The organism is Methylobacterium sp. CM6244, assembly GCF_054817885.1.
In genome coordinates this window covers 7,501-27,006 of sequence record NZ_CM139247.1, presented here as the reverse complement: position 1 = coordinate 27,006, position 19,506 = coordinate 7,501, and the positions used below count along the sequence as shown (strand labels likewise).

Annotated in this window: 14 protein-coding genes (1 of these 14 only partly in view); 7 read left to right on the top strand and 7 right to left on the bottom strand. The window is 67.8% G+C overall.

Annotated features, from left to right (window positions below):
* The first annotated feature begins 52 nt into the window (after positions 1 to 52).
* Together ACYQML_RS00095 and addB are read left to right on the top strand one after the other, a co-directional pair.
* The gene (locus ACYQML_RS00095) at positions 53 to 796 is read left to right on the top strand and encodes a nucleotidyltransferase family protein (protein ID WP_461234341.1); all 744 of its coding nucleotides are present in this window, start codon (positions 53 to 55) and stop codon (positions 794 to 796) included.
* A gap of 23 nt (positions 797 to 819) precedes the next feature.
* The gene (gene addB / locus ACYQML_RS00090) at positions 820 to 3,939 is read left to right on the top strand and encodes a double-strand break repair protein AddB (RefSeq protein WP_461234340.1); all 3,120 of its coding nucleotides are present in this window, start codon (positions 820 to 822) and stop codon (positions 3,937 to 3,939) included.
* Between the two features lie 93 nt (positions 3,940 to 4,032).
* Here addB and dmeF read toward each other — a convergent pair whose 3' ends face one another.
* The gene (dmeF, locus tag ACYQML_RS00085; protein WP_461234339.1) at positions 4,033 to 5,010 is read right to left on the bottom strand and encodes a CDF family Co(II)/Ni(II) efflux transporter DmeF; all 978 of its coding nucleotides are present in this window, start codon (positions 5,008 to 5,010) and stop codon (positions 4,033 to 4,035) included.
* Between the two features lie 103 nt (positions 5,011 to 5,113).
* On the opposite strand from dmeF, the gene addA reads away from it, so the two are divergent.
* Positions 5,114 to 8,584, top strand: coding sequence for a double-strand break repair helicase AddA (gene addA, locus ACYQML_RS00080; protein ID WP_461234338.1), 3,471 nt, complete (start codon positions 5,114 to 5,116; stop codon positions 8,582 to 8,584).
* Here addA and ACYQML_RS00075 read toward each other — a convergent pair.
* Positions 8,574 to 9,848 carry a PQQ-dependent sugar dehydrogenase gene (locus ACYQML_RS00075; RefSeq protein ID WP_056429141.1) on the bottom strand — a complete coding sequence of 425 codons (1,275 nt, stop codon included), beginning with the start codon at positions 9,846 to 9,848 and terminating at the stop codon, positions 8,574 to 8,576. The two genes, addA and ACYQML_RS00075, sit on opposite strands and share 11 nt — an antisense overlap.
* A 370-nt stretch (positions 9,849 to 10,218) precedes the next feature.
* Between ACYQML_RS00075 and trxA the strand changes: the two genes are divergently transcribed.
* Positions 10,219 to 10,539: a thioredoxin gene (trxA, locus tag ACYQML_RS00070; protein WP_056429100.1), complete on the top strand. Its 321-nt coding sequence runs from the start codon at positions 10,219 to 10,221 to the stop codon at positions 10,537 to 10,539.
* A 172-nt stretch (positions 10,540 to 10,711) separates the two neighbouring features.
* On the opposite strand, the gene ACYQML_RS00065 is transcribed toward trxA, so the two are convergent.
* The 4 genes from ACYQML_RS00065 to trpA form a co-directional block, all read right to left on the bottom strand.
* Complete coding sequence (locus ACYQML_RS00065) at positions 10,712 to 11,533, bottom strand: outer membrane protein (RefSeq protein ID WP_056429104.1); 822 nt, start codon at positions 11,531 to 11,533, stop codon at positions 10,712 to 10,714.
* A gap of 333 nt (positions 11,534 to 11,866) precedes the next feature.
* A complete protein-coding gene (locus tag ACYQML_RS00060) occupies positions 11,867 to 13,192 on the bottom strand; it encodes a bifunctional folylpolyglutamate synthase/dihydrofolate synthase (RefSeq protein WP_056429106.1) in 1,326 nt (441 codons plus the stop codon).
* Positions 13,193 to 13,220: 28 nt separating this feature from the next.
* The gene (gene accD / locus ACYQML_RS00055; protein WP_056429110.1) at positions 13,221 to 14,123 is read right to left on the bottom strand and encodes an acetyl-CoA carboxylase, carboxyltransferase subunit beta; all 903 of its coding nucleotides are present in this window, start codon (positions 14,121 to 14,123) and stop codon (positions 13,221 to 13,223) included.
* A gap of 80 nt (positions 14,124 to 14,203) precedes the next feature.
* Positions 14,204 to 15,019, bottom strand: coding sequence for a tryptophan synthase subunit alpha (trpA, locus tag ACYQML_RS00050; protein WP_056429145.1), 816 nt, complete (start codon positions 15,017 to 15,019; stop codon positions 14,204 to 14,206).
* A gap of 385 nt (positions 15,020 to 15,404) precedes the next feature.
* On the opposite strand from trpA, the gene ACYQML_RS00045 reads away from it, so the two are divergent.
* Genes ACYQML_RS00045 through gluQRS form a run of 3 tightly spaced genes read left to right on the top strand, consistent with a single transcriptional unit; the run spans position 15,405 to position 18,661 of the window.
* Positions 15,405 to 17,459: an ATP-binding protein gene (locus tag ACYQML_RS00045; protein WP_461234337.1), complete on the top strand. Its 2,055-nt coding sequence runs from the start codon at positions 15,405 to 15,407 to the stop codon at positions 17,457 to 17,459.
* Between the two features lie 48 nt (positions 17,460 to 17,507).
* Entirely contained in the window at positions 17,508 to 17,798 is a 291-nt protein-coding gene (locus tag ACYQML_RS00040) for a hypothetical protein (protein WP_461234336.1), read from the top strand.
* Complete coding sequence (gene gluQRS, locus ACYQML_RS00035; RefSeq protein WP_461234335.1) at positions 17,795 to 18,661, top strand: tRNA glutamyl-Q(34) synthetase GluQRS; 867 nt, start codon at positions 17,795 to 17,797, stop codon at positions 18,659 to 18,661. The genes ACYQML_RS00040 and gluQRS overlap by 4 nt, the downstream gene beginning before the upstream one ends.
* A 131-nt stretch (positions 18,662 to 18,792) precedes the next feature.
* Here gluQRS and ACYQML_RS00030 read toward each other — a convergent pair whose 3' ends face one another.
* Positions 18,793 to 19,506, bottom strand: partial view of a M23 family metallopeptidase gene (locus tag ACYQML_RS00030; protein ID WP_207413168.1) — the final stretch only. 1,365 nt of this gene lie beyond the right edge of the window; the window shows 714 of its 2,079 coding nt (coding positions 1,366-2,079); its start codon lies off the right edge, out of view; its stop codon occupies positions 18,793 to 18,795.

Here is a 19,506-nt window from a genome sequence, read left to right as displayed (position 1 = left end):
GATGTCCCATCCGGGACGATGCCACAGCCCTCGCGCCCGAGACGCCGACGGAATGTCCGACAGCCCCGTGCCCGCCATCCATCAGGCCTTCGTCCTCGCCGCCGGCCTCGGCAAACGCATGCGTCCGATCACGGCGACGGTGCCCAAACCGCTGGTCGAAGTGGCCGGCCGCGCCCTGCTCGACCACGCGTTGGACAGGGCGGCGGAAGCCGGCATCATGGATGCGGTGGTCAACGTCCACTACCTCGCCGACCTGCTCGAAGGGCACCTGGCCCGCCGCCGCACCGCTCCGGCGGTCCGGATCTCCGACGAGCGCGAGGCGCTGCTCGAGACCGGAGGCGGTGTGAAGAAGGCGCTGCCGCTACTCGGCGCCGCTCCCTTCGTCGTGCTCAATTCGGATTCGTTCTGGCTCGAAGGGCCCAAGCCCAATCTCGGCCGTCTCCTCGAAACCTGGGAGCCGGAGCGGATGGACATCCTGCTCCTCGTCGCGCCGACGGCGACGAGCCTCGGCTACGAGGGCAAGGGTGATTTCGTGATGAATGCCGGTGGCGCGCTCCAGCGTCGCGGCGAGCGCGAGGTGGCGCCCTTCATCTATGCCGGTGTCGCCATCCTCAAGCCGGAGCTCTTCGCCGACACGCCGGAAGGTTCGTTCTCCCTCAACCTGCTGTTCGACCGTGCCATCGAGCGGGAGCGGCTGTTCGGCCTGCGCCTCGACGGCCAATGGCTCCATGTCGGCACGCCGGAGGCGATCGAGGCTGCCGAGGCGCGGGTGAAGGCGAGCGCGCAGGTACAGTGACGCGAACCGATCGGACTGACGGAATGACAGAGTCCCACGTCTTCACGATCCCGCCCAGCGCCCCTTTCCTGCCGACCCTCGCCGAGGCGCTGATCTCCGGTCAGCTCGTGGGGAATGTCTCCGGCGATCCGTTCGCGCTGGCCAGCGTCACCCTCTATCTCCCCACGCGACGCGCCACGCGGGCGCTCTCCGCGATCCTGGCGGAGCGGGTCGGCAGCGCGCTCCTCCCGCGCCTGATCCCTTTGGGCGAGGCGGACGAGGCCGAACTCGACGTCGCCGCGAACCCCTTGCTGGAAGACGGCGCCGACCAGCTCGCCCCGGCGATGCCGCCCCTGGAGCGCCGGCTGATTCTCGCCCGCCTCGTCCAGGCCTGGGCCGAGACCATCGATCGCAAGCTTCTCCCCATGGGCGACGATGTCCCCTTCGTCGTCCCCTCCTCGCCGGCGGATGCGGTCTATCTCGCCTCGGATCTCGAAAAGCTGATGGACGCCCTCACCGTGGAGGGTGTGCCCTGGACCGAGATCGCCGGGGCGGTGGAGGCCGAGTATTCGCAGTATTTCGGCCTGACCCTGGATTTCGTGCGTATCGCAGCCGAGAACTGGCCCAAGATCCTGCACGACCGCGCCTTGAGCGATCCGGTGGCCCGCTCGCGCACCCTCATCCTCGCGGAGGCGACGCGGCTGCGGCGCGACAAGCCCGCGGACCCGGTCATCATCGCTGGCTCCACAGGGTCGGTGCCGGCGACAGCCAAGCTGATCGCCGCCATCGCTGCCCTGCCGAGGGGCGCGGTGGTGCTGCCTGGGCTCGATCTCGATCTCGACGAGTCGGGCTGGAACGCCATCGAGACGGGGGAGGGGGCGGAGCGTGAGATCGCCCACGGCCATCCCCAGGCCATCCTGCATCGCGTCCTCGGCCCCGGCTGCCTCGATCTCGACCGTGGCGCGATCGCCTCTCTCGGACAAGCGACGCCACAAGGCCGAGCACGGACGGCCCTGCTGTCCCAGGCCCTGCGCCCGGCCGAGACCACCGACGCCTGGTCGGACCTGACCGCCGATGAGCGGCGCGAGACCGCCGAGACCGGCATGGCGGGCATCTCGGTGATCGAGGCGGCCGACGAGCGCGAAGAAGCCCTGGCCGCCGCCATCGCGCTGCGCGAGACGTTGGAGACGCCCGGCGCCACCGCCGCCCTCGTCACCCCCGACCGCAACCTCGCCATACGGGTGGCGGCCGAACTCGCGCGCTGGGGGATCGTCGCCGAGGATTCGGCCGGCGAGGCGCTCTCCGTCAGCCCGGCCGGGCGCCTGGCGCGCATGGCGGCCGAGATGGCGGCGGATTTGAAGCCGCATCGGGTGATCTCACTCCTGGCGCATCCGCTGGTCCACCTGTCGATGACGCGGGAGGAGGTCCGGCGCGGCGCGGCCGCCCTCGAGATCGGAGCCCTGCGAGGGCCGGCACCGGCTCCGGGATTCGACGGCTTGCGTCGTGTGCTCGCCGACCGGCGAAAGGCGACGGGACGCATCCCCCGCGCCCAGCGCCGCCTCACCGACATCGATTGGGATCTGGCGGCCCGGATCATTGATGGCCTCGAACAGGCGTTCGACGGATTCCTTCGCTCCGAGGAGGAGGGGAGCGCCGATCTGGTGGCCCTGGGGCGCAGCCATGCGGCGGTGTTCGAACGCCTGATCGCCCGGCCCGAGGGCGAGGACCCCGTGGAGGACAACTCGCTCTGTGTCCTCGATACCCTGTTCGACGACCTGTCCACCTCGGAGCCCGGCCTTCTTCCGGGAATGCCCCTCGACTATCCGGCTTTCTTCACGGCGCTGGCGCGCGAGCGGGTGGTGGCCTGCGGCGGCGAGCGCCCCCATCCGCGCCTGCGCATCCTCGGCCTCCTCGAAGCCCGACTGCTCGATGCCGACCGCATCGTCCTCGGCGGGCTCGACGAAGGCGTCTGGCCGATGAAGACCGTCACCGATGCGTTCCTCAACCGGCCCATGCGCGAGCGCATCGGCCTCAATCCGCCCGAGCGGCGGATCGGGCAGACCGCCCATGATTTCGTGCAGGCGCTCGGCTGCCACGATGCCGTCATCACCCGCTCGGCCAAGCGCGAAGGGGCGCCGACGGTGCCGTCACGCTTCATCCAACGGCTTCAAGCCTTCGCCGGCGAGGCCTGCTGGGACCGCGCCCGCGAGAACGGCCGGCGCTTCCTCGGCTATGCCGGAGCGCTCGACCGCGGGGAGGGGCCGGTCCCCCCGCGCCTGACCCAGCCGAAGCCGAAGCCCGACCCGGCCCTGTTCCCCCGGAGCCTCAGCGTCACCGAGGTCGAGACCCTGGTGCGCGACCCCTACATCATCTTCGCCCGGCACGTGCTCGGCCTCGATCCGCTGGAACCCGTTGCCGGCCGCCCCGGCGCCAGCGAGCGCGGAACGCTGATCCACGCGGTGCTCGGCGATTTCGCGCAGACCTATCCCGACATCCTGCCTGAGGACGCGGCCGAGCGTCTGCGCGCCCTCGCCGATGACGAATTCGCCGAGATTCGGCAGGACTTCCCGGAACTCTACGCCGAATGGTGGCCGCGCTACGAGCGCCTCGCCGCCGAGTTCCTGGACTGGGAGACCGAGCGCCGTCCGGCCCTGGATCGTGTGCGGGCCGAAATGTTCGGCCGTTGGGCGCTCCCCATGGGCAAGGACACGTTCACGCTTCGCGGGCGGGCAGACCGGATCGAGCAGCGTCGCGACGGAACCGCCTGCATCGTCGATTTCAAGACCGGACAGCCGCCGAGCAACAAAGAGGTCTTCGCCGGTTTCTCACCCCAGCTCACCCTGGAAGCGGCGATGCTGAAGGCCGGCGCGTTCGACGGCGTGACGCGGACCCGAGAGACGCCGGACCTGCTCTACGTCCATGCCACCGGCGGCCGGAAGCCGTTCGAGCCGCTCGCCGTCAAGCCGCCGCGCGGTGACCCGCGCACCCTGGACGCCATCGTCGAGGAGCATGAGCGGCGGTTTCGCGGTCTCGTCGCCCGCTTCATGGCGGGGGAGGCGGCCTATGTCTCACGGCCCTACCCGAAATATGCCAGGTCCTACGGCGATTACGACCACCTCGCCCGCGTGCTGGAATGGTCGCTGGCCGGGGAAGGCGAGGGGTGAGGACGTCCTTCCTTCCCGAGAATGCGGACCCGAGACGATCGAGGGTGCTTTGATGTCCCGCCCGAGGAAATCCGCGAATCGCGGGGAGTCCGCCTAAGCGCGAATCTGTTCCGCCCTATGGTTCGGGCAGAGATTCGCCTCCACGGTGATGTGCGAGAGGCCTTCCAGATCGGCGAGCTTCGCCTTGTACGCCGCCGGTGCCTGCGGGTGGTCGGACACCAGCGAGACGATCAGGCCGGTATGGCCGGGGCCGAGGCGCCAGAGGTGGAGGTCGGTGATCGTGTCGCCGTTCGTCTCCAGCCGTGTCCGTACGGAGTGAGCCAGCTTCCGATCCGGCACCGCATCGAGCAATGTCGCGCCAGCGGAGCGGATCAGGCTCCAGGACCATGCGACGATCACCGCCGCGCCGACCAGGCCCATGGCCGGATCGAGCCAGGCGATGCCGAGATAACGGCCCGCCAGCAGGGCGGCGATGGCAAGCACCGATGTCAGCGCATCGGCCAGGACATGGACATAGGCCGCGCGTAAGTTTGTGTCCCCGTGATCGGCATGGCCGTGCCCCTCGTGATGGGCGTGGCCGTGATCGTGATCGTGGTGATGTCCGTGGTCGTGCCCGTCGCCGTGAAGCAGCCAGGCGCTTGCGAGGTTCACGAGGAGGCCGAGGATCGCGATCGGCAGGGCTTCGCCGAAGGCGATGGCCTGAGGATTGCCGAGGCGCGTGAGACTCTCGTAGCCTATGGCGAGCGCGATCATGGCAAGGATGATGGCACTGGCGAAGGCGGACAAATCCCCGAGCTTGGCGGTGCCGAAGGCGAAGCGCGGGTCGTCGGCATGAAGACGGGCGAAGCGATAGGCCAGGGCGGCGATACCGAGGGCGGCCGCGTGGGTCGACATGTGCCAGCCGTCGGCGGTGAGGGCCATCGAGCCGAATATCGTCCCGCCCACGATCTCTGCCACCATCATCGCCAGGGTGAGGCCGACGACGAGGACGGTCCGGCGCTCGTTGCGCGCATGCGATGTCCCGAGGAAATCGTGGCGGTGCCGCCAGGTCTCGATGCTGTGGCTGTGCATGAACGGGGTGCCCTGAAAGAATCGTTCAGCCGAACATAGGGTGCTTTGGCGGGGCGATCATCCTTCTCTATGGAGAAAGGGAGCCAAGCCCGGAGCAGACAGGTTGCCCTTCGTCGTCGACGATCTCACCAAGGCGAGCCAGCGCCGCGCCGCCGATCCCCTGGCCTCGGCCTGGGTCTCCGCCAATGCGGGGGCGGGAAAGACCAAGGTTCTCACCGACCGCGTCGTGAGACTCCTGCTGAACGGCGCGCCGCCGGCACGCATCCTGTGTCTCACCTTCACCAAGGCCGCCGCCGCGAACATGTCGATCCGGGTGTTCCGCACCCTCGGGCGCTGGGTCACCCTCGACGATGCCGCCCTGACGGCCGAACTCACCGAACTGACCGGCAAACCGCCCGCCCGCCGTCTGCTGAAAGTGGCGCGGCGCCTGTTCGCCCGTGCCGTCGAAACGCCGGGCGGCCTCAAGATCGAGACGCTGCACGCCCTGTGCGAGCGTCTGCTGCACATGTTCCCGTTCGAGGCCAACGTCCCCGCCCGTTTCCAGGTGCTGGACGAGAACCAGGCCTCCGACATGTTCGCCGCCGAGACCGACCGGGTGCTCGCCCTGGCGATGACGGCGAGGAACCCCGAACTCCGTGCGGCCTGGGACCGCGTCGGGCCGGAGGCCACGGGCGACACCCTCCGCTCGGTCCTGCGCGCGGCGATGCGGGCGCGCTCTTTGTTCGACGGATCCGACGGGCTCGCCGCGCCGGTCGCGGCCTTGTCCGAGGCCCTCGGTCTGCGCGCCGCCGACACCGCGGAAGCGATCCTGGAGCGGATGCTTACCGGTGGGCTCGACCAGTGGAGCGAGCTGGCGCAGCGCTTGCGCACGGGAAAATCCACCGATGAGGGGCTGGCCGACAAGCTCGTGGCCGCCGAGGCGGCGAAGGACCCGATCGAGAAGCTCGATCTCTACCGTTCGGTCTTCTTCACCGAGAAGGGGACGCCGAAAGCCGACAAGAGCCTCGGCACCAAGGATGTCCCCGCCGAGGTCAAGGAGGCCCTTCTCGCCGAGCGGGACAGGCTCGACCCGCTCTTCGATACGCTGCGCGCGGCGCGGGCGCTGGAGCGGACACAGGCCCTGTTCGTCCTGGCCTCGGAGATCCACCGCCGGGTGGAGAGCCAGAAGGCGCGGCTCGGCGCCCTCGATTTCGACGACCTCATCCACAAGGCCCTCGATCTGCTCTCGCGGGTCGATGCGACCTGGGTCCTGTACAAGCTCGATCGCGGCATCGATCACGTCCTGGTGGACGAGGCGCAGGACACCAACCCGCGCCAATGGGATATCCTGCGCCGCATCACCGCTGATTTCGCCAGCGGCGAGGGAGCCCGCGAGGTTCTTCGCACCCGCTTCGCGGTGGGTGACCCCAAGCAATCGATCTACAGTTTCCAGGGCGCCGAACCGCGCGAATTCTCGACCGTGCATCGCGAATGGCGCATGGCCTCCGAGCAGGCCGGTCTGCCCTTCGAGGACGTGACGCTGAACCTGTCGTTCCGCTCGACGAAGGGCATCCTCCGCGCGGTGGACGCCACCTTCGCCGTGCCCGAACATTACCAGGGCCTGTCCTTCGACGATGCCGCCGTGGGCACCACGCATGAGACGGCCCGGCGGGACGCGCCGGGGGTGGTGGAGATCTGGCCCGTCGAAGTGCCCGCCGAGGAAGAGGAGCCCGATGCCTGGGCGGCACCGGTGGACGCGCCAGAGGCCAACGCGCCGTCCATTGTCACCGCCCGCCGGGTGGCGCGGGCGGTGAAGGCCTGGACCACGACCGGGGACGAGGGCGGCCGCGTCTGGCGTCCCGGGGACGTACTCGTCCTGGTGCGCAAGCGCTCGGCGGCGTTCGAGGAGGTGATCCGCGCCCTGAAGCTCTGCGGTGTGCCCGTGGCGGGCCAGGACCGCCTGGACATCACCGCCCATATCGCGGTGAACGACCTCGTCTCCATCGGCCGGGCGGGGTTGCTGCCGGCCGACGATCTCACCCTGGCCGGCGCCCTGAAGACGCCGCTGGTCGGGCTCGACGACGACGACCTCGTTCGCATCGCCGCCGGCCGCGAGGAGGCGGAGACGCTCGAGGATGCCCTGGCCCGCCACGCCGAAGCGGGCGATCCGGCCGCGAGACGCGGGCATGCAGCCCTCACATTGTGGATCGACCTGGCGGCCCGGCACGGGCCGTTCGGGTTCTACGCGAGCCTGCTCGGGCCGCATGAAGGACGGATGAGGCTGGTATCCCGCCTCGGTGGCGAGGCAGGGGATGCCATCGACGTGTTCCTGATGAAGGCGGCCGAGGCCGAGCAGGCCTCCGAGGCTCCGTCGCTCGATTGCTTCCTCACCCGCTACGACATCACTCCGGGGCGCGGCGTCAACGGCCTCACCGTCAAGCGCGACCTCGAATCCGGTCGCAACGAGGTCCGGGTGATGACGATCCACGGCGCCAAGGGGCTCGAAGCACCCGTTGTAGTGATGATCGACGGATGTGAGCCGCTCGGGCGCAACGATCCGCAACTCCTCGCCATGCCGGGCGTGCGCGGCCGAGTCCTGCCGCCGGTCTGGGCCGGGTCGAAGTCGCAGGATACGCAGGCTGTCGCCGCCGCAAGGGCGGAGCATCAGGCCCGTGCCCGCGAGGAGCACAACCGTCTCCTCTATGTGGCCCTGACCCGCGCCGCGGACCGCCTCACCATCGCGCCCTATCGCGGCCACGAGGAGCAGGGCGAGAATGCCTGGTGCGAGATGGTGCGGAAGGGGTTGGAACAGATCCTGGGGGCAGGCGAATCCATCGAAACCAGCTACGGCCCCGCGCGCCTCTGGCGCGAGGGCACAGCGGAACCCGCCGTCGCCCGGTCTTCCGCGAACGACGAGGCGATCTCGTCGATTCCCCCATGGTTGCGGCAAGTGGCGCGCAGCGAGGTCGAGGTCGCGCCGCCGCTCAATCCCTCCGGCGCACTCGGAGCGGCGGATGGGCAACGCACGCTGCCGCGTCGGCAGGCGAACCCGCATGCCCGCCGCCGCGGTATCCTCATTCACTCGCTGATCGAACACCTTCCCCGCCTCGAGGGGCATCAGCGGGCAAGCGCTGCCTCCGCCTTCGTCAAGGCACGGGCGCCGTCTCTCTCGGTGGCGGAACAGGAAAGGTTGGTGAGGGACGTCCTGCGACTGGTGGAGGATCCTGCCCTGGAGGCACTCTTCGCCAGCGATGCGAGGGCTGAAGTCGCGGTCTCGGGACGCGTCAGCGTCGGGGGCGAAGAGCGGGCGGTCTTCGGCCGAATCGACCGCCTGAGCATCCGCCCCGACAGGATCGTGCTCGCGGATTTCAAGACGAGCCGGCCCCCGCCTGATCGCGCCCCGGTTCCGGGCGACGAGGCGGCGCAGGTCGCACTTTATGTGGCACTCCTACGGGACATCTATCCGGGACGTCCCGTCGAGGCGCTGCTGGTCTGGACCTCGGGGCCGGTCATCCGCCATCTCGGCGAGCCCACCATTTCGGCGGCGCTCGCCTCGCTGTCGAATCGTCCGGCTCAGCCCGGCATCAAGGCGTGAGCTTGAGGATCTGTCCGTCCGGGCCGTCCGTCACGGCGTAGACCGACCCATCGCTAGCGACCTTCACGTCGCGGATGCGGTGATCGAGGGGGATGCGCTCCTCGGTCACCACCTTGTCGCCGTCGAGCTTCAAGGCGACGATGCCGCCGCTCACCAAGCCCCCGACGAGGAAGGCGTCCTTCCAGGCCGGGAACAGGGTGCCGTTATAGAGCGCCATGCCGGACGGGCCGATAACCGGGTCCCAGTAATAGACCGGCTGGACCGTACCGCCCGCCTGGGTTTTTCCTTCGCCGATCTTCTCGCCGCTATACTCGATGCCGTAGGTCACCTCCGGCCAGCCGTAATTCAATCCGGGCCGGGGACGATTGAGCTCGTCGCCGCCGCGCGGCCCGTGTTCTACGGTCCAGAGGCGTCCCTGCCCATCCAGGGCCGCGGACTGCACGTTGCGGTGCCCGTAGGACCAGATTTCGGGCTTGGCCTTCTCACCACCCGTGAACGGGTTGTCCTTCGGCGCATTCCCGTCGGTATCGATGCGGAAGACCTTGCCGAGGCCGCTGGTAAGGTCCTGGGCCTGGACGCGCGGTCCCTTGTCCGAGCGCTCGCCGACGGTGACGAACAGCTTGCCGTCCGGCGCGAAGACGAGGCGGGAGCCGAAATGCTTGTCGCCCTCATAGGATGGCGTCTGGCGGAAGATGACCTTCAGGTCGTCGAGACGGCCGCCATCTTTCTCCTCGATCAGCTTGGCGCGGGCCACCGTCGTTCCGTTGCCCTTATCGCGCGGCTCGGAATAGCTGAAATAGATGAGACGGTCGGAGACGAAGCTCGGGCTCAGCGCCACGTCGAGGAGACCGCCCTGGCCTCGCGCGTCCACCTTCGGAACGCCGGCGATGGGCTGGCCGAGCGTGCCGTCCTTGGCAACGATGCGCAGCTTGCCGGCTTTCTCCGTGACCAGCATGCGGCCATCCGGCAGGAACTCCATGGCCCAGGCGCTGTCGAGGCCCTTGGCGACGACGGCGCTCTGCACCTTGGTGGCCTCGAGGGGCTTCGGCGCACGAGTCTGGTTGGGAAGCAGAGGCTTGTAGGTGGTGTTGGCGGGTTCCGTTTCGGCGGGCTCTCCCCCCTTGGCCTCGTGCTGGGGCGCCGCGAAGGACTCGCCTCCGATCCTCGGCTGAGGCGTTCCGGAATTGCCATCCTGGGCAAATGCACCGGTACCGAGACTCAGGGCGGCGAAGGAGGCAAGCAAGGTCGGAGAGATGCGCGTCACGTGGTGATATCCTCCATGGCCGGCTTTCAGGAAACCAGCTCTTGGCCTGTTGCGAAGCTCGATCGCCGGACGGCGGCCGAACTCATCTCGCACCGGCTTCATAGGGGCGTGCGTGATGGAACGCTCGCCTCAAGGATCGCCGATCAAAGGGGGAGATGGGGCGAGGCGATGGCTTTGGCGAGGGGCAACGTGATTCATGCGCCCCACATCCCGCCGGGTCGAACATGGGTGGATGATGCATGCGGGAATCGGACGGCTGTCCCGCCTTGGGCATCTTACACCTTGACCGTCCCGGTTCACGTCGCCAACTCTCGTTCTCAAGCTGGCGCAGGCAATGTCGCGCCGCCCGTGAAATGTGAAAGGGATCGTGATGGCGACGGTAAAAGTGACCGACGCGAGCTTCGAGCAGGACGTTCTCAAGTCCGTCGAGCCCGTGGTCGTGGATTTCTGGGCGGAATGGTGCGGCCCTTGCCGTCAGATCGGCCCGGCTCTCGAAGAAATCTCCGCTGACATGCAAGGCCGGGTGAAGATCGCCAAGGTCAATGTCGACGAGAATCCCGGCATTGCCGCCAAATATGGCATCCGCTCGATTCCGACCCTTCTCATCTTCAAGGGCGGTGAGCTCGCGAGCCAAAAGGTCGGCGCGGCTCCGAAGGGCGATCTGTCCCGCTGGATCCAGGCCAGCGCCTGAGCGCACTCGCTAAGCTTTCGAGGAAAAAGCCCGGCCGTTCATGGCCGGGCTTTTTTTATGTCCGGTGGAACGCACCGGCCGGTGCTTGCCGTGGTTCGGAAACGAAAAAACCCGGCCATAAAGGCCGGGCTTCTCCGTTTCGAGACCTGTGTCGACGTTGCGACGTATCGGCTTAGTACGAGCCGAACTTGTAGTTCAGACCGGCGCGGACGACAGCGAACTCGGTCTCACGAGCCGAGGGGCTGAGCGTGAGCACGTCCGTGGCAGGGTTGTAGACGGAGCGGGCGCCGCGGCCATCCTGCTCGAGGTTCACGTAGAGGCCTTCGACCTTCAGCGTCACGGCCGAAGAGCGGAAGAAGTTCAGGAACGAGTCGGTGGGGAGAGCGTACTCGATACCACCACCAGCGGTGTAGCCGGTGCGGAAGTCGTCGCCACCAGCGCCGCCGTCGCCGTAGGCGAAGCCGCCGGTGCCGTAGAACAGGACGCGGTCGAAGGCGTAACCGACGCGGCCGCGAACCGTACCGAAGAAGTTCATCTCGCTACCGGGAGTCCGGACAGCGGAGCCACCAGCAACACCCGGGGTGCCGGTGAAGCTTACAGCCGAACCGGGGAACAGACGCGAACGGTTGCTGAAATCGGTGTACTGAGCGTCAGCTTCGAGACCGACGACCAGGCCCGAGCCCGGGGTGAACTGGTAGTTGTAGCCGACCTGACCACCGCCAACGAAACCTTCGCTGTTGTTGCCGTTGCCGACCGACAGAACACCATTGGTGGTGCCCGAGTTCAGCACGGAGCCGGCCGGGAGGTTGTAGCGGTTGCTGTCGCTACCGGCGTCGAAGCCGTAACCGGCGTTGATACCGAAGTAGAAGCCGGTCCAGGTGAACACCGGCACCGGCACGAAGACCGGCGGTGCAGCGCGACGCGGAAGGTCGGCGGCGGTGGCCGCAGCCGTGAGGGCCGTGAAGGCCGCGAAAGAGGTAAGAAGCTTTTTCATCGTTGATCCCCAGCGAGTTGCCCGATCCACAATCAAACTAGTCGATTTTGGGCAGCTGAGATGTAGCGCAGGAGCCACACCCAATGCCCGATGCCACAAGTGTGGCTGCTTCGGTGAAAAGCGGGGATCGTTTCGGGGCTTCGGCGCCGGACAATAAGGACAGACGTTGTCTCCGTCACGCCGCCTCGGCGCCCGAGACTCTCGATCGCGGCGGTTGTCCAAGAAAAACGATGTTTTAACCCTGTCGGAAGCTGGCGACGATCCCGCCGGAGGGTTCGCCAGACTTCGCAATCGCAATGAACGCCCGAGCCGGCGACGAATCCACCGGCGCGATCAGGTCGGTGGCGTACCGTTGGCGGTCAGGACGTTGCCCGCGAGATAAAGCGAGCCGCAGATGAGGATGCGCGGCGGCTGCTCGAAGGCGAAGTCGGCGAGGCTTTCCAGGGCGGCCTCGACGCTGGAGGCCACATAGGCGGTGAGGCCGACATCGGCGGCGATCTGCGCCACCTCCTCGGCGGGGCGTGCCGCCATCTGACCTCCGATCGGGACCGCGATGAGACCACGCGCCAGCCCGACGAAGTTACGCAGGAATCCCTCCGCGTCCTTCGTGCCGAGCAGGCCCGCCACCAGGACCAGCGGCACGTCGCTGCGCTCGCCGAGATCCGCCATCGCTGTCGCGAGAATGCGACCGCCGTCGATATTGTGGCCGCCGTCGAGCCAGAGTTCCGCGCCGGCCGGTGCCATGTCGGCGAGGCGGCCGCGGTTGAGGCGCTGCAGGCGACCCGGCCACTCGACTTTGTTCAGACCGGTCTCGATGGCCTCGACGCCGATATCGCCGAATCCCGCGGCGCGCAGGGCGGCGATCGCCGTGGCGGCGTTGGTGAATTGGTGACGTCCGTTGAGCCGGGGCTGCGGCAGGTCGAACAGGTCGAGCTCGTCCTGGTAGACGATCCGCCCACGCTCGGCATGGACGGAGAAATCCTGGTTGCCGACCCGGATCGGCGTGGCGCCGATCTCTTCGGCGAAGCGGCAGAGGACCGAATCCGCTTCCTTGTAATCCTGGGCGGCGATGATCGCCGGGCAGCCGCGTTTGAAGATGCCCGCCTTCTCCGTCGCCACCGCCTCGACGGTATCGCCGAGATATTCCGCATGGTCGCGACCGATCGGGGTGACGACGGCCGCTGCCGGACGATCGATCACGTTGGTGGCGTCGACACGCCCGCCGAGGCCCACTTCGAGCAGGAGCACGTCCGCCGGAGCCTCCGAGAACAGGAGGAGGGCCGCGGCCGTGGTGATCTCGAACACCGTGATCGGTTCGCCGGCATTCGCGGCCTCGCAGCGTGCCAGGGCGTCGGCCAGCTGGTCCTCGGGCACGTAGCTGCCGCCGCCCACCGCGCCGATGCGGATGCGCTCGTGGAATCGCACGAGATGCGGTGAGGTATAGACATGCGCGGCGAGACCGCCGGCTTCGAGGATCGCCCGCATGAAAGCGATGGTCGATCCCTTGCCGTTGGTGCCGGCCACATGAATGACCGGAGGCAGCTTGCGCTCAGGGTGTCCGAGCCGTTCGAGCAGGCGCTCGATCCGCCCGAGGGACAGATCGATCGTACGCGGATGAAGGGCCAGGAAGCGCGCCATCAGCGCGTCGGAAGAATCCATGGATCGGCTCGCCGTATCGCGCGTGGGCTCAAGCCGGTTCGGCAACGGCGCCCGCGCGCGCCGGTGTCGCCGCGGGCTGGTTCATCAGCAAACCGCAGAGCCGTGAGATCGTATCCTTCAGGGCATGCCGATGCACGACCTGATCGACCATTCCGTGTTCCTGCAAATACTCGGCACGCTGGAAACCGTCGGGCAGTTTCTCTCGGATCGTCTGTTCGATGACGCGAGGCCCGGCAAAGCAGATCAGGGCGCCGGGTTCGGCGAGATGGACATCGCCGAGCATGGCGTAGGAGGCGGTGACGCCCCCCGTGGTCGGGTTGGTGAGTACGACGATATAGGGAAGCTTCGCCGCTTTCAGCCGACGGACCGCCACCGTGGTGCGGGGCATCTGCATGAGCGAAAGGATGCCTTCCTGCATGCGCGCGCCGCCGGAGGCCGAAAACAGAATGTAGGGCGTGCGCTTGTCGAGGGCCGTCTCGGCGCCCCGCACGAAGGCCTCTCCCGCCGCCATGCCGAGGGAGCCGGCCATGAAGGCGAAGTCCTGTACGGCCAATGTCATCGGCAGCCCCGAGACCCGGCCGAAGCCGATCTTGAAGGCGTCCGGCATCCCGGTCTTCGCGCGGGCATCCTTCAGGCGGTCGGCGTAGCGCTTCTCGTCGCGGAACTTCAGCGGGTCCGTCGCCACTTCCGGCAGCGGCACGTCGATCCAGGTGCCCTCGTCGAACATCATCTTGAGGCGCGCTTGCGCGCTCATCTTCAGATGGTGCTCGGAGCCCGGGATGACCCAATGGTTCCCCTCGACTTCCTTATGGAACACCATCTGCCCGCTATCGGGGCATTTGACCCACAGGTTCTCGGGGGTCTCGCGCTTGAACAGGGTCTTGATCTTGGGGCGCACGACCTCCGAGATCCAGTTCATGGGTTCAACCATCGTCGACTGACCATTCTTGAGGGAAGGGGTCTCGGATGAGCCGGAGACCGGCTCGCGGAATTATCGGTACGGGGCAGCGCTCAGGCGGAACGCCCGCGCACGCCCTCGGCCAGTTCGCGCACGAGGGCGCTCACCGCTCCGGCGGCGTCCCGGCCATCCACGACGGCCCGGTGGACCACGTCGACCAGAGCCGACCCGACGACCACCCCGTCCGCGCCCTTGGCGATCTCGGCCGCTTGCGCGCCCGTCCGAACACCGAAACCGACCACCACGGGCAGCTCCGTATGATTGCGGATACGGCCCACCGCCTCGGCCACCCGGCCGAAATCCGGTGTCGCCGTGCCGGTGATTCCATTGATCGACACATAATAGACGAAGCCGGCCGTGTTCGCGAGGACGGCGGGAAGGCGGCGCTCATCCGTGGTGGGCGTCGCCAGCCGAATGAAGGCCAGGCCCTTCGCCAGAGCCGGCAGACAGAGCTCGTCATCCTCTTCGGGAGGAAGGTCGACGACGATCAGCCCGTCGAGTCCCGCAGCGACCGCATCGTCGAGAAAGCGGTCGACGCCGTAGGCGTGGATCGGGTTGTAGTATCCCATCAGGATGACCGGCGTGGCGGTGTTGCCTTCGCGGAAACGACGGACGAGGCCGAGGGTCTTGACCAGGTCCTGTCCACCCTTCAGGGCGCGCAAGGCCGCCGCCTGGATGGCCGGCCCATCGGCCATCGGGTCGGTGAAGGGGAGCCCGAACTCGACGATGTCGGCGCCGGCCTCCGGCAGCGCCTGAAGCACCTTCAAGGAGGTCTCGGCATCGGGATCGCCCGCCATCACGTAGGTCACCAAGGCGGCGCGCTTCTCCGCGCGGCAGCGGGCGAAGGTGGCCTCGATGCGGGTCGGCATGGAGCCGGAGGCGTCCGGGTGCGAAGAAGTCTCTGACAGCGAAGGGGTCATGGTGCCTGCGTCTCGCGGGCTACCCTCGGGGGAGGGGCGGCCCAGGAACAAGCCGTCGCGCCTACACCATCGCGGCCTGCCCGTGAAGCGCGACGCTTCGAGCCGGCCGGCATCCGATGCGTCCACGACGTCGCCGATGCGGATCGGGCGATGCTCCGTTTCGCAGCAAGAAAGCTTTAAGCTCCTTTCGAAAGCCGTCCTTCAATCTCACATGCGATCAAGGGGGTATGCGAGGGACCGGAATGGAGCGAGAGCGGGACGATGGGCGACGATGCCCCGCTGCACCATTTCCGGGCCGGCGGCGATCCGCCCACGTTTCCGGACGGAGAGGTCGATGATCGCGCCGGAGGTCGTTCTCGTCCTGATCCCGTTGGCGGCCATCGCCGCGATTTACGCGGCTGCCCGCGCGCGGCGGCAACCGGCCGCGGACACGACCGAGATCGAGCGGCTTCAGGACAGCATCTGGCGGATCTCGGAAAGCGAGGAGCGCTACCGCGCCCTCGTGGAGGCGACCACCGACGTCATCGTTCAGCGGGACGCGCAGGGGCGCATCACATTCGCCAATGATGGGTTCGGGCGTCTCTTCGGTGTAGAGCCCCTGACGTTGCTCGGCTCGACGGCCGAACTCGAGATCCTGGAGCAGGGAGTCCGCCAGCAGCATCCCGACGGCGTCACCCGCGTGGAGATGCGGGTCCGCCCCGTCGACGGCATTCCACGCTGGTTCTCCTTCATCGAGACGCGCGTCACCGGTGTCGGCGGTCGCACGCAATGGCTGCGGGCAGGCTCCGACATCACCGAGCGAATCGAATCCGCCCGCTCCCTCGATGAGGCGCTCCATCGCGCCGAGGCGGCCAATGTCGCCAAGTCGCGCTTCCTCGCCACCGTGAGCCACGAAATCCGCACGCCGCTCAACGGGATCCTCGGCATGGCCGATCTCGTCCTCGATACCGGCCTCGATGCCGAGCAGCGGACCTATGTGGAGGCGGTGCGGACGTCGGGCCGGGCCCTGCTGACGCTCATCGACGGCATCCTGGATTTCTCGCGGATCGAGGCAGGACGCCTCGACCTGTCGGCGGAGCCGTTCGATCTCCGCGCCGTGGTGGAGGGCGTGGTGGAGCTCCTCGCCCCCCGCGCGCAGGACAAGGGTATCGAGATCGCCATCGACGTGGCGGACGACGTCCCTGTCGAATTCATCGGGGACGCGGACCGCATCCGGCAGATCGTGGTCAATCTCGCCGGCAACGCGATCAAGTTCACCAATCAGGGCGGGGTCGGCGTCACGATACGGTGGGCCGCCCCCGACATCGTCCTGGCGGTCTCGGATACGGGATCGGGCATTCCCGAGGCTCGCATCCCCGCTCTGTTCGAGGAATTCGAGCAGGGCGACAACAGCGCCAGCACCCGCCATGAAGGAACCGGCCTCGGCCTCGCCATCACCCGCCGCCTCGTCACGCGGATGGGTGGGGGCATCGATGCGCATTCCGTCATCGGCCGTGGCAGCACCTTCACCGTGCACCTGCCCCTTCCCGTCGGCGCCGTGGCGGATGGTGAACCATCCCCGGTGTCGCTGCAGGGCCGCAAGATCCTGATCGTCGCCGATTCGCCCTATCAGGCTCCGTTCCTCGCAAGGCGGCTGTCCCGGTCGGGGGCGTCGGCGGTGGTGGTGGCGAATGTCGAGGCCGGCCTCGATACCCTGTCCGGCGTGCCCTTCGACGCGGTGATCGCCGACCGTGCGCTGGGTGACGAGAACGTGCGCAGGCTCGCGGCGGAGGCGAAGCGACGGGGCGTGCGATGCAGCCTCATTCTGCTCTCCCCCTTCGATCGGCGCGAGTTCGGTGCGCCGGGGGCGGCTGGCTTCGACAGCTATCTGATCAAGCCGGTGCGGGCGCGCTCCCTGTTCGACAGGCTCCTCGTGCCGACCTCGTCCATCGAGCATCCAGGCTCGTCAATTTCGGGTCCCAGCGCTGAAGCGGAACCGACGGAAAACCCGCGCGCGGCCCCGCATATCCACGTGCTCCTCGCCGAGGACAATCCGATCAACGCACTCCTGGCCACGCGGGCGTTGGAGCGTCTCGGTGCCACGGTCGTTCTGGCGCGGGACGGGTCCGAGGCGCTGGCCCGGCTCGATCATCCCGCATCCCGGTTCGACCTCGCTCTCATCGACATCCGCATGCCGGGGATCGACGGTCTGGAAACGGCGCGGCGCCTGCGCGCCAGCGAGGCCGAGCATGGTCGCGCTCCGCTTCGATTGGTGGCCCTCACGGCCAATACCGGCCGCGAGGACGAGCGGGCGGCGCGCGAGGCGGGGTTCGACGAATTCCTGGCAAAACCCCTCGACCTCAAGGCCTTGCCCGCTCTCCTCGAACGCCGTTCCGCCGCGGCGGCCTGAGCGGCAATTCGCGTTGACAGCGCGCGGCGAGCAAGCGAACACGGGGCCATGCACGCACCTAGCTCGCCTCCTCCCGATGCTTCGGCACCGTCGAACCGGGATGGTCTCGTGGCCTGGGCCGTGGCGGCAACGGTGGTGGTCACAATCCTGATCGGCACGTTCGCGCCTGCTTCGCACGGACGTTCCGGGCATGGTGCGGCGGCCATCGACGCATCCTGCGCCGAATGGAGCGACGGCTGCACAATCTGCCAGCGTTACGGGGAGCATACGGCCTGCTCCCTTCCCGGCATCGCCTGCGTTCCGCAAGCAAAGCAGTGCCTGCGCCATTCCGGGGGATGAGCGAAGCGTCCGCTTCAATCCGCCTTCGGTTCGCACCGAGTCCCAACGGGCGGCTCCATCTCGGACACGCTTACTCCGCCCTGGTGAACGAGACATTCGCCGCGCGGCTCAGCGGTGACCTCTGCCTGCGGATCGAAGACATCGATCCGGTGCGCTCGCGCCCGGAACTGATCGCCGCCATCGAGGAGGATCTCGCCTGGCTCGGGATCGGGTTCAGCGGGGCCGTCCGGCGCCAGTCGGAGCATCTCCCGGCCTATCGGCATGCTCTGGAGGGGCTGCGTTCGCGCGGCCTCGTCTATCCCTGCTTCTGCTCCCGCGCCGCCGTGATCGAAGCCGCCGGACCTGTACCGTCCCGCGATCCGGACGGGGCGCCTCTGTATCCCGGCACCTGCCGCGTCCTGTCTGATGAGGAACGGGCGGCCCGCCTCGCCGCCGGCCTGCCGCATGGCTGGCGGCTCGACATGGCGCATGCTCTCACGCGGAGTCCCGGCCCGCATCGCTTTCGCTGTCTCGATGCCGATCATGCGGAAACGAGCCATGTCGCCGATCCCGCCCGCTGGGGCGATGTGCTGATCGCACGCCGTGACGTCCCGACGAGCTATCACCTTTCGGTGGTGATCGATGACGCCATCCAGGGGATCAGCCACGTGGTGCGCGGCGCGGACCTGTTCGCCTCCACCGATCTGCATGTCCTGCTGCAGGCTCTGCTCGGCTATGACGGCCCGGCCTATCACCACCACGCCCTCGTCCTCGGGCCGGACGGGATGAAGCTCGCCAAATCGCGCGGCTCGGAATCCCTCGGCGATCTGAGAGGGCAGGGCGTCACGCCGGCGGAGATACGCCGACGACTCGGTTTCGCTTGAGGCGAGGGCGCCTCATACCAAGTCTCACTGAAACCGACCCTTAGGTCGGGTTCAGTGAGGTCCGGCGGATGAAAGCCGCCGCGCCGTCGCGCGGGCAGACCTCGATGAGCCAGGCTCAGCGAGCTCTGGTATCAGCGCGTGGTCGTGCTCTGGGCCATGGCGGCGCCGGTGCGGGATTTCTGCATCGTCCCGTCGATCTGCTCGCGCTGGCGCGTGAACTCGGTGAGCATCCGCCCATCGAGTTCGCGTCCGCGCGGTACGCGGATCTTCATCGGGTCCACGAAATGGCCGTTGATGATGACCTCGTAATGCAGATGCGCACCGGTCGAGAGGCCGGTGGAGCCGACATAGCCGATCACCTGACCTTGACGCACTTTGGCGCCCGACGTCACGCCCCGGGCGAAGCGGGACATGTGGTTGTAGGTGGTGACGTAGCCGTTGATGTGCTGGAGCTCGACCCGTCGTCCGTAGCCGGAATCCCATTCCGCCTTGATGACGGTGCCGTTTCCGGCGGCGACGATGGGCGTGCCGATCGGATTGGCCCAGTCGACGCCGGTATGCAGCTTGGCATAGCCGAGGATCGGATGGCGACGGTAGCCGAAGCCCGACCGCATGATGCCGTCGGCAATGGGTTTGCGGATGAGGAACTTCTTCAGCGAGCGCCCCTGCTCGTCGAGATAATCGATGGAGCCGTCATCGGGCGATTGGAAACGATAGACCTTGCGGACCTCTCCGCCGAGGTTGAGCGAAGCATAGAGCAGTTCCGGCCGGTCCAATGCGGCCTGACCGCCTTCCTCGTCATAGGTATAGAAGACGTCGAGACTGTCCCCGTTGGAGATCCGACG

Coding starts and splice junctions, on each gene's coding strand:
- ACYQML_RS00095 (WP_461234341.1), top strand. CDS start 53: ATGTCCGACAGCCCCGTGCCCGCCATCCATCAGGCCTTCGTCCTCGCC.
- addB (WP_461234340.1), top strand. CDS start 820: ATGACAGAGTCCCACGTCTTCACGATCCCGCCCAGCGCCCCTTTCCTG.
- dmeF (WP_461234339.1), bottom strand. CDS start 5,010: ATGCACAGCCACAGCATCGAGACCTGGCGGCACCGCCACGATTTCCTC.
- trxA (WP_056429100.1), top strand. CDS start 10,219: ATGGCGACGGTAAAAGTGACCGACGCGAGCTTCGAGCAGGACGTTCTC.
- ACYQML_RS00065 (WP_056429104.1), bottom strand. CDS start 11,533: ATGAAAAAGCTTCTTACCTCTTTCGCGGCCTTCACGGCCCTCACGGCT.
- ACYQML_RS00060 (WP_056429106.1), bottom strand. CDS start 13,192: ATGGATTCTTCCGACGCGCTGATGGCGCGCTTCCTGGCCCTTCATCCG.
- accD (WP_056429110.1), bottom strand. CDS start 14,123: ATGGTTGAACCCATGAACTGGATCTCGGAGGTCGTGCGCCCCAAGATC.
- trpA (WP_056429145.1), bottom strand. CDS start 15,019: ATGCCGACCCGCATCGAGGCCACCTTCGCCCGCTGCCGCGCGGAGAAG.
- ACYQML_RS00045 (WP_461234337.1), top strand. CDS start 15,405: ATGATCGCGCCGGAGGTCGTTCTCGTCCTGATCCCGTTGGCGGCCATC.
- ACYQML_RS00040 (WP_461234336.1), top strand. CDS start 17,508: ATGCACGCACCTAGCTCGCCTCCTCCCGATGCTTCGGCACCGTCGAAC.
- gluQRS (WP_461234335.1), top strand. CDS start 17,795: ATGAGCGAAGCGTCCGCTTCAATCCGCCTTCGGTTCGCACCGAGTCCC.